This window comes from Gordonia sp. VNK1, from assembly GCF_040049135.1.
Lineage (GTDB): Bacteria > Actinomycetota > Actinomycetes > Mycobacteriales > Mycobacteriaceae > Gordonia > Gordonia oleivorans.
The window spans coordinates 97,136-105,876 of sequence record NZ_JBDZDJ010000022.1 but is presented as its reverse complement, the minus strand read 5'-3'; the positions used below and the strand labels follow the sequence as shown (position 1 = coordinate 105,876).

The 8,741-nt window shown below is 64.3% G+C and carries 10 protein-coding genes; all 10 read right to left on the bottom strand.

The window, feature by feature from the left end; translation table 11 throughout:
- Positions 1-272: 272 nt before the first annotated feature.
- Positions 273-2,096, bottom strand: a complete 1,824-nt coding sequence (locus ABLE94_RS21615; protein WP_348809806.1) for a sulfatase-like hydrolase/transferase — start codon at positions 2,094-2,096, stop codon at positions 273-275.
- A 338-nt stretch (positions 2,097-2,434) separates the two neighbouring features.
- The gene (locus ABLE94_RS21610) at positions 2,435-3,301 is read right to left on the bottom strand and encodes an alpha/beta fold hydrolase (RefSeq protein WP_348807313.1); all 867 of its coding nucleotides are present in this window, start codon (positions 3,299-3,301) and stop codon (positions 2,435-2,437) included.
- Between the two features lie 153 nt (positions 3,302-3,454).
- Positions 3,455-3,874 (bottom strand): type II toxin-antitoxin system VapC family toxin, encoded by a 420-nt coding sequence (locus tag ABLE94_RS21605; RefSeq protein ID WP_348809799.1) that lies wholly within the window; start codon positions 3,872-3,874, stop codon positions 3,455-3,457.
- Positions 3,871-4,107, bottom strand: a complete 237-nt coding sequence (locus ABLE94_RS21600; protein ID WP_348807311.1) for a type II toxin-antitoxin system VapB family antitoxin — start codon at positions 4,105-4,107, stop codon at positions 3,871-3,873. The genes ABLE94_RS21605 and ABLE94_RS21600 overlap by 4 nt, the downstream gene beginning before the upstream one ends.
- A gap of 93 nt (positions 4,108-4,200) precedes the next feature.
- Entirely contained in the window at positions 4,201-4,680 is a 480-nt protein-coding gene (locus ABLE94_RS21595) for a TspO/MBR family protein (RefSeq protein ID WP_348807310.1), read from the bottom strand.
- A 45-nt stretch (positions 4,681-4,725) separates the two neighbouring features.
- Positions 4,726-5,124 (bottom strand): type II toxin-antitoxin system VapC family toxin, encoded by a 399-nt coding sequence (locus ABLE94_RS21590; RefSeq protein ID WP_348807309.1) that lies wholly within the window; start codon positions 5,122-5,124, stop codon positions 4,726-4,728.
- A complete protein-coding gene (locus ABLE94_RS21585) occupies positions 5,121-5,357 on the bottom strand; it encodes a type II toxin-antitoxin system Phd/YefM family antitoxin (protein WP_348807308.1) in 237 nt (78 codons plus the stop codon). The genes ABLE94_RS21590 and ABLE94_RS21585 overlap by 4 nt, the downstream gene beginning before the upstream one ends.
- A gap of 163 nt (positions 5,358-5,520) precedes the next feature.
- A complete protein-coding gene (locus tag ABLE94_RS21580; protein ID WP_348809798.1) occupies positions 5,521-6,546 on the bottom strand; it encodes a methionine synthase in 1,026 nt (341 codons plus the stop codon).
- 26 nt (positions 6,547-6,572) lie between these two features.
- Positions 6,573-7,544 carry a putative oxygenase MesX gene (locus tag ABLE94_RS21575; RefSeq protein WP_348807306.1) on the bottom strand — a complete coding sequence of 324 codons (972 nt, stop codon included), beginning with the start codon at positions 7,542-7,544 and terminating at the stop codon, positions 6,573-6,575.
- Between the two features lie 230 nt (positions 7,545-7,774).
- Positions 7,775-8,728, bottom strand: coding sequence for a LysR family transcriptional regulator (locus tag ABLE94_RS21570; RefSeq protein ID WP_348809797.1), 954 nt, complete (start codon positions 8,726-8,728; stop codon positions 7,775-7,777).
- Positions 8,729-8,741 lie beyond the last annotated feature (13 nt).

Here is an 8,741-nt window from a genome sequence, read left to right as displayed (position 1 = left end):
GTCGAGGCGGGCGGTTTCACGGACCTGCGCGGCGGTGGCCGCGGATTTCAGTTCCTCGAGGACGGTGAGGCGGTCGATGGCGTCGGCTTCGGTTGCCGCCGAGGTCATCTCGACGAGTGAGGTCAGTGCTCGACGGATGTCGTCGGTCGTCTCGAACATCCCACCCCCGCTGGATCTCGAATATGTGTTCCATGGTACACGTGTGTGGCGCAACTGTCGATGGCCACATGGGACCTGTGGAGAACAGGAGTGCGCCGGTCGGATTCGCCCGGTCAGGGGATCGCCGCGGACCATCCCTCGAGTGCGTGCAACGTATGGGTCGCCGCGGTGCGCGTGAGTGAGATCGGCTCGGCTCCAACGACTCCGAGTGATACCCGACGGAGGGTGTCGGACACCGGGCGGGCGCGATCACCGAGGCGGTCCAGCGCATTGGCGGCCTGCAGACGAATCCATCCGTCCGGGTGGCGGGCCATCGCGTCGGCGAGGTGCTGCAGGGCCCGGCGATCATTGACCACCATGACCAGTACTTCGGCGAGCATGAGGGAGACATGCGCCGAGGTCTCCGCGGCGAACGCGTCGCGAAGGTCGCCGGCGACCCGCGCACCGTGCGTGCCGAGCAGCCGGAATCCGCTTGCCGCCCAATAGCGCATCACCGCGTTGGGATGACGGAGAATCTGGTGAAAGACGGTCAGATTCATCGGGTTCCGGGTGATGGCGAGGCCGGCGAGGTGCGCGATCTCGGCGAGTGGGTAGGCCTGCGTCGATCTGCTGTTGACGTATCCCTCGATCGATGCGCTCTCCGGTATGAAGCCGTTGTCGTTGATCTCGAGCATGTGTGCGTCGAGCGCATCACGCAGTCGTGCAGGGACTTCCGCGTGCGCGGGACGCGCGGCGAGATTGGTCACCTCGTCGGGATCGTCGCGGATGTCGTAGAGTTCCTCGGCCGGTCGGCTCGTCCAGAACCGCGCGTGACGTTCGGGTAGTGTCCCGTGCTGATTGAGCGAGGCCCATTCCCGGTACCCGGCCTGCAGCCACATGAATTGCACGTGCTGGCCGTTGGGGACGTCCGGCATGTAGTTGCGGATGTAGCGAAATCGCTTGTCGCGCACCGTTCGGACGAAGTCGTAGCGTTCGTCCATCCGGTTGCGCATGCCGAAGGCGTACTGGGAGACGGCGAGCTCCGGCCCGCAGAAAGGGTCGCCGTCCATCCATTCGGGCAACGCGATGCCCGTGAGTGAGAGGACGGTCGGTGCGAGATCGGTGCTGACGCATACGGTGTCGTCGATGGTCGAACCGGGGTTTCCGGGTGCCAGGTGGGCGACATTCCGTCCGAATCGCGCGATGAGCGGGATCTTGAGTCCGCTGTCGTAGCAGAACCGTTTGGACCGGGGAAGGACCCCGCCGTGATCGCTGAAGTACAGGACGATGGTGTCGTCGGCGAGGCCGGCCTCCTCGAGTTCGCGTAGCTGGAAGGCGAGTTCGGAGTCCATCTGAGTGATCTGATTCAGATAGGTGGCCGCATCGTTGCGTGTGGTCGGGGTGTCCGGGTAGTAGTCGGGAATGCGGACATCGTCGGGCCGTGTCGGTCCACCGACGATGGGAGTCGGTGCCACGGCGTGGATTCCGGCGAGTTCGTGGAGGTAGGGCGCCGAGATGCCCGGGGGTGGCGACGGTGTCAGGAACGCCATCGACAACTCGTGGGTCATCGTCGGGTTGAAGACCGCGTAGAACGGTGCGCCTGCGGGCCGGTTGCGCCAATGTGCCTGGGGGGACGACTCATCCCAGGTGCGATCGAGATCAAGGCCGGCGGCGTTGTAGTCCTCCTTGGCGTTGTTGGTGCAGTAGTACCCGGCGTCGCGCAGGTATTGGGTCCACCCCGCGCCGTGGAGTTCGGTGGGAAGATCGCCGTCGGCGCGCATGTGGTTGGCGGGCGCGCACCGCTCCGGCGCGACACCGGTGATCATTGCGAACCGGGATGGTGCGCAGACCGGGGCGGCGGAGAAGGCGTTGGCCCACCGAATGCCGCTGGCGGCAAGCGCGTCGATCGTGGGGTGTGTGCGCGTCCGCCGTAGACGGCGAGATGCTGGGCTCCACAGTCCTCGCTCACCAGGACGAGAATGTTCGGCCTGCCGATCGGGCTCGCCTGCGCCGGTCCCACCGGCGCCATGGCCGCGGCGACACCCGCGGTCAGGCCACCGGCGACGACCTGGCGACGGCTGAACGGTCGTGTCCGAGCGGACTCCGTCGCGAGCGATGGGCCGTGGGTCTGGCGGTGCATGTGCAGAGCATGGCAGGGCCGTTTGTTCCGAGCAGTGTTTCGAGACGTGTTGGGCCGAAGTCGCCTCCGTCTGTGCCGGTGGGGGTCCTGTCCGTCGTCTCGCGTCGCACGTCGTCGACGACGGCGGTGAAATTTGTTCCTTCAGAAGCCGCTGGGTCAGAGTTTGTGCCGATCGAGGAACGACTCGATGGCCGAGGCGAACACCTGGTTGTCGTCGCCGGCGACCATGTGGCCCGCCGCGCTGACGTCGGCGACCTCGGCGTGCGGTACCAGGGCGCGCATGCTGGCGATACCCGCATCGCTGACCACGTCCGACTTGCCGCCGCGCACGATCAACGTCGGTACCGTGACCCGACGCGCGGCGGCACTCAGACGTGCCGGGTCGGTGTGACGGCGCGGTTCGTCGTCGTCGGACACGATGAACTCGGGGTCCCAATGCCAGTACCAGCGGCCGTCGTCGTGTTGCCGCACGTTCTTGCGGAGGCCGTCGAGGTTGCGGGGCCGCTTGCGTTCCGGGTTGTAGGCGGCGATCGCGTCGGCGACCTCGTCGAGCGTGGCGAACCCGCCGACGTGGTCGGTCATGAACTTCTTGATCCGATCGACGCCGGCCGGCTCGATATCGACCACGACATCCACCAGCACCAGCGCCGTGGCGATTCCGGGATTCTCGCCGACCGTGCACAGACTGGTGATGCCACCGAGTGAGGCGCCCACCAGAATCGGGGGTGCATCGAGCGTCTTGACGAACCCGACCAGGTCACCGACGAATGCGCCGATCGCATAGTCCTTGTCGGGAGCCCAGTCACTGTCACCGTGTCCACGCAGGTCAAGGCTGTAGACCTCGTACCCCCGCTGCGCGAGCGCGGCTGCGCTGCGATCCCACGAATGCCGGGTCTGCCCGCCCCCGTGTAACAGAACGATGGGCGAGGGGTGATCGGCGGACCGCTCACCGAGCCACCGGTCACCGCTGATGCGCAAACCGGATACATCGACGGAAAAGTCTTGTGCACCAATGGTCGCCATTCATCGAGCATAGGTGATGAGGGGTCGCCGGCAGAACGATGCTCGAGACGATCATGACGACGGATGGCGGGCCGACGTGAGTGATGGCGCCACAATCGGTTTGGGGCTCTCGATCCGCTCAAACGTCGGTGTGCGCGGCCGCGAGGCCCGCGATTACGCGTCCCGGTTGTTGCGGAACTCGATAAGGGCGGACCTTATCCCGGTGTGGATGAAGTCGTTTCCCTTCCAGAGGAGCGGAAGGTTGCGCTGGATGGCCAGCGCGTAAGAGAAGCAGTCCCCGAAGTTCAGCTGGGCAGGATGACCCATCCCCTTACCGAAGTCCCGGAATGCCTGGCGGGCAATGTCGCCCTGTGTCTTGTCGGTGTCCACCACATCGACACCGTTCACATCGAGGATGCGATCGAGTCTCCGACCGGCCTCCGGGATCTTCTTCGTATCAACGACGATGCAGCATTCGAGGTACGTGGGGACCGACATCAGCGGCTGGTGATCAGCGAGGACTTCTGCGTAATCACGAGCATCGGGCTCAGCGGCGATGATGGCGATGATGGCGGAGGTATCGACCACGATCACGCCGGCATCCCGGAGTCGTCGTACAGGGTCGCAGTGGGGTCGTCGCCGGGGTCGAGTCCCAGCAGGTGCCCTAGTTCTGCGCCTTCTCGGAGGGTCGTCTCGACGGCATCGGCGGCCTTGAGTTTGCGTAGTCGTTCCTCGACCGCGCGTAGTACCGCTGTCTCCTGCGATTCGCCCGTCAGCTGGACGATCTCCTTCACCACAGAGTGCGTGTGGTCGTTCTTGATGTTCATGGCCATGCGGTACCTACCTACGTGATCTTGGTACCAAGCTACTACGGTCGCGGCCACCGGGGCTCTGCGAAAACCGGCCCGAGGAGGTGGCCGTCAGCGGTTGCGACGCCAGATCTCCGTCGACAGCAGTGTGGCGAATGCGCACCACGCCGGATACGCGGCCAGCGCTACCCCCGCGGTGCTGTCAGTCTGCGCGGTCCGCCGGGTGAGGTCGGCGCTGCTCGCGGTCAGCAACCCGGCGGCCAGCGCGGCCGGTCCGAGCTTGTGAGCGCCGAAGAACAGCCAGCTCCAGCCGGCGTTGAGTGCAAGGTTCGTGCCGAGCGCCACGGCGAACTGGCGCGCTTCGTCGTCGCGGGCGTCGTCGTGCAGACGGTCCAGGGTGGCGGCCGAAGTGAGTGCGATGTCGGCGTAGAGCGTCGTCCAGGCCAGCGGGAACACGACCGGAGGTGGAGTGAAAGGCGGCTTGCTCAGCGTCGGATACCAGTTCTCCACAGCGGATTTCGATGCCACGCTCCCGACGACGGCAGCAGCGGCGGTGGACGCTCCGGTGGCGATGAGGGTTTTCAGGCGCATGGTTTCACCGTACGTCGGCGGAGTCGAGGCGCACGCGCCTCTGTGTCATCGCCGGGTGTCGATGACCGGTGTGAGGGTCACGTCCTGGACGATCTTGTCACTGGTCGCGATGGTCAGGCCACGCCGGGTCGCTTGGGCAACGATCATGCGGTCGAAGGGATCTCGGTGCTCCCAGTTGAGTTGCCCGGCGATCACCGCGTCGGCAGAGTCGATGGCAAGATCGCTTGCGGCCATGGCGTCCAGCGTGGCAGTCCAGGTCGACAGGACTGGTCCGGCATCGAGTCGACCCAGTCGGGTCTTGATGGCGATCTCCCACGCCGACGCCGCAGAGACATACAGTTCATGGGCCGGATTCTCGAGCACTTCGAGCGCGTGACTCCCGAGGCGGTCAGGGTTCTGCAGCAACCACAGGAATGCGTTGGTGTCGAGCAGGACCGCGGTCACGAAGCGGACCCCTCCCAGATGTCCAACTCGGCTTCGGGCAACGGGGCATCGAAATCGTCGGGAATCACGAGTCCGGGAAACTGGCCGAACGCGCGAGGCCGTGCAGCGGTGGGGGAGACCACGGCCACCGCACGCCCATGGTTGGTAATCGTGACCGGTTCGCCGGTCCGCTCGACCTCGGCGAGGAGCGCGTTGAGACGCGCCTTGGCCTCGGTGCTGCTGACGGTCTTCATGGGCTCACAGTACACCGGTCGGACTAGTCTGAATAGTCATATTCGTCCAGTCTGGCTGCGTGGAGGTGCGACGCCATCTGACCAGGCCGCGCTCACCGGATCGCCGTAGCGTCCGAACACCCCGGTCGTGTCGGACCCGCCGCACGGTGAACCTCCGGGCCGGCTAGGAGAGTTCTGCGCGCAGAAGTTCGGCTCCCTGGGCGAGCGCGACCATCTTGTCCCGTGCGACACGTCGGGCGAGCGGTGCCATCCCGCAGTTCCCGCTGGCCCAGAGCTTGTCTTTGTCGACGTAGGGGAGTGCGCTGCGCAGTGTCGCCGCGACTTCCTCCGGCGTCTCGATGGTGTCGTCGGCGACGTCGATCGCGCCCAGCATGACCGTCTTGCCGCGAAGCAGTTCGATGACCTCGACAGGTACTCGCGATTTGTGACTCTCCAGCGACACGATGTCGATCGATGACCGTTGTAGGAGGGGGAATGACTCTTCGTACTGGCGCCACTCGGCTCCCAGCGTCGCCTTCCAATCGGTGTTGGCCTTGATGCCGTAGCCGTAACAGATGTGTACGGCGGTCTGGCAACTCAACCCGTCGGTCACGCGCTCGAGCGCCGCGACGCCCCAGTCCTTCAGTTCGTCGAAGAACACGTTGAATGCGGGCTCGTCGATCTGGATGACGTCGACACCGGCTGCTTCCAGGTCCTTCGCTTCTTGGTTCAAGATGGTTGCGAATTCCCACGCCAGCTTTTCGCGACTCTTGTAGTGGGCGTCGTAGAGCGTATCGACCATTGTCATCGGGCCGGGCAGCGCCCATTTGATCGGCTGATCGGTCGCTGCTCGAAGATGCGCCGCATCCGCTGCGAACACCGGCTTTTCGCGACTCACCGCGCCGACGACCGTCGGGACGCTCGCGTCGTAGCGGTCACGGATTCGCACGGTCTCGCGCCGTTCGAAGTCGACGCCACTGAGGTGCTCGATGAACGTGGTCACGAAATGCTGACGCGTCTGCTCGCCATCGCTGATGATGTCGAGCCCGGCACGGCTCTGCTCGTGCGCGGCGAGCGTCTGGGCGTCGAGTTTTCCATCGCGCAGTTCGTCGTCGTGCAACTTCCATGGCGACCAAAGCTTCTCGGGCTCCGAGAGCCACGAGGGCTTGGGCAGACTGCCGACGATCGTGGCGGGCAGGAGTGTGTCCATCTCTCGTTCCTTACGGTCTCGCGTGGTCAGGCCGGTTGCTTGGTGGCCCAACGCTCCAGGACATGGCCGTACGGCTGCATGAGACTCACTTCGGTGAACTTTCCCTGTGTGGTGGCGAGCTGAGTGCGCTCGACACGGTCGTAGGTCACCAGCGGAAGCGAGTAGTTGCCGTTGTCGAGACTCGGCCGGTACACCTCCGACGCCGCAGTGTTCGCGTTGTAGATCTCGGGACGATAGATCTTCTGGAACGTCTCCATCGTCGCGACCGTTCCCGCGAGCGCGATGAACGAGTAGTCGTTGAGTAGATCGCCGCGGTGGTAGAAGGCCAACGGAGCCGCGGAGCCCGGAGGCATGAAGTAGCGCACCGTGAGGCCCATCTTCCCGAAGTACTCATCGGTGAGCGACAGCGCGTCCGCCTCGTACTCCACGCCGAGGATCGGGTGGCGATTGGTGAGCCTGGTGTAGGTCCGCGACGTCGAGACACTGATGCAGATGACCGGCGCCTGTGAGAACCGGTCGCGGTACTCGTCGGATTCCAGGAAACGTTGAAAGACCTGACCGTGCAGATCGCCGAAGTCGTTGGGGATTCCTGTCGCCTGGTGTCCCGGGAGCCGGACGCTGAAATCGTAGTCACGGATGTAGGAGGAAAAGTTGTTCCCGACGATCCCTTCGGTGCGGGCGCCCGTGGTGGTGTCGAGGATGTCGACGTCGAGCACTTCGATCACCGGGAAGGCGGCGTCGTCCCCGACTGTCGTGAGATGCAGATCCACCGAGACGATGTCGAGTTCGAGTTCGTAGCGGTCACCACGCGGATTGTCCCAATGGAGGAGCTCGTTGACACGGGTGTTCATCATCGACACCGCGTTGCGCAGGTTCTGCTGACGGTCTTCTCCGCGTGCGAGATTCGCGAAGTTCGTCGTGCCGCGCGAGTTGCTCGACGGGGTGTAGTCCTCGTCGAAGCGCGTCGTGCCGATGCTGAAGACACATTCATTTCTCATGCTCTGATGCCCCTATCACTGCGCAGGAGTGATTCCACGTGCGCGTCGTCGCGCGGTTCTCTGCTTGAGTTTCATAGCGCTTCGAAATCGAGCTCGCGATGGTCGAGGGTCAATCGAACGGACCCGACGACACCTGGGAGTCAGTAGTCCGAAGCGGCGCGAAAGTCAGTGTATGGAGACCGGCCGCGATAGCCTAATTCCTTCTTTCGATCGCCAGGCATAGGCATTGGCTATGTCAGCAGATCGACTCCGAACTCCGAGACGACATCGCGCATCTCCGCCACGAAACGCTGCGCCTGAGCGGTCAACGAGACCGAGGCATGGCCGATCCACCCGATCTCGATGCGTTCGTCCACGTCGAGCGCAACGGCGACGATCGACGGATCCAGATCGTCAGAGATGATGCCCGTCGAGATGGTGTAACCGCCGAGGCCGATCATCAGGTTGAAAATGGTTGCTCGATCGCTCACGCGGATCTCTTGCTTCGACGATCGCGTCGAGAGAATCTCCTCGGCGAGGTAGAACGAGTTGTTCACGCCCTGGTCGAACGTGAGCCGGGGCAGGTCCTCGAGGTCCTTCAGCGTCACGCTCTCTCTCCCTGCGAGGGGGTTCGTACGGGCGATGAAGATGTGCGGTGACGCGAAGAACAGCGGCGTGAAGACGAGCCCGGCTTCGCGGATCAGCTTGTTGATCACGCTTGCGTTGAAGTCGTTGCGGTAGAGCACACCGACCTCGCTCCGCAGCGTACGAACATCCTCGATGATGTCCCACGTGCGGGTCTCGCGAAGACTGAACGCATACTCGGCGGCTTCAGAGGCTTTCACCATGCGCGCGAATGCATCTACGACGAATGAGTAGTGCTGAGTCGATACGGCCAGGAGTCGACGTGAGGGGCCGCGCCCCAGGTACTTCTGTTCCAGAAGTTCTGATTGCTCGACGACCTGCCGCGCGTACCCGAGGAACTCCGCTCCATCGTCGGTGAGAGTCACTCCCCGCGTCGAACGGACGAAGAGCGTACGTCCCAGCCGACCTTCAAGGTCCTTGAGCGCCGCGGACATGGTTGGCTGCGCCACATACAGCACGTCGGCCGCGGCACTGATCGATCCCTCCGCTGCCACCTCCACGAAGTAGCGCAACTGCTGCAGGGTGATTCCCCGCAGCGCTCCCGCGGTCTGCCGTGCCATGGCAAGAGACTAT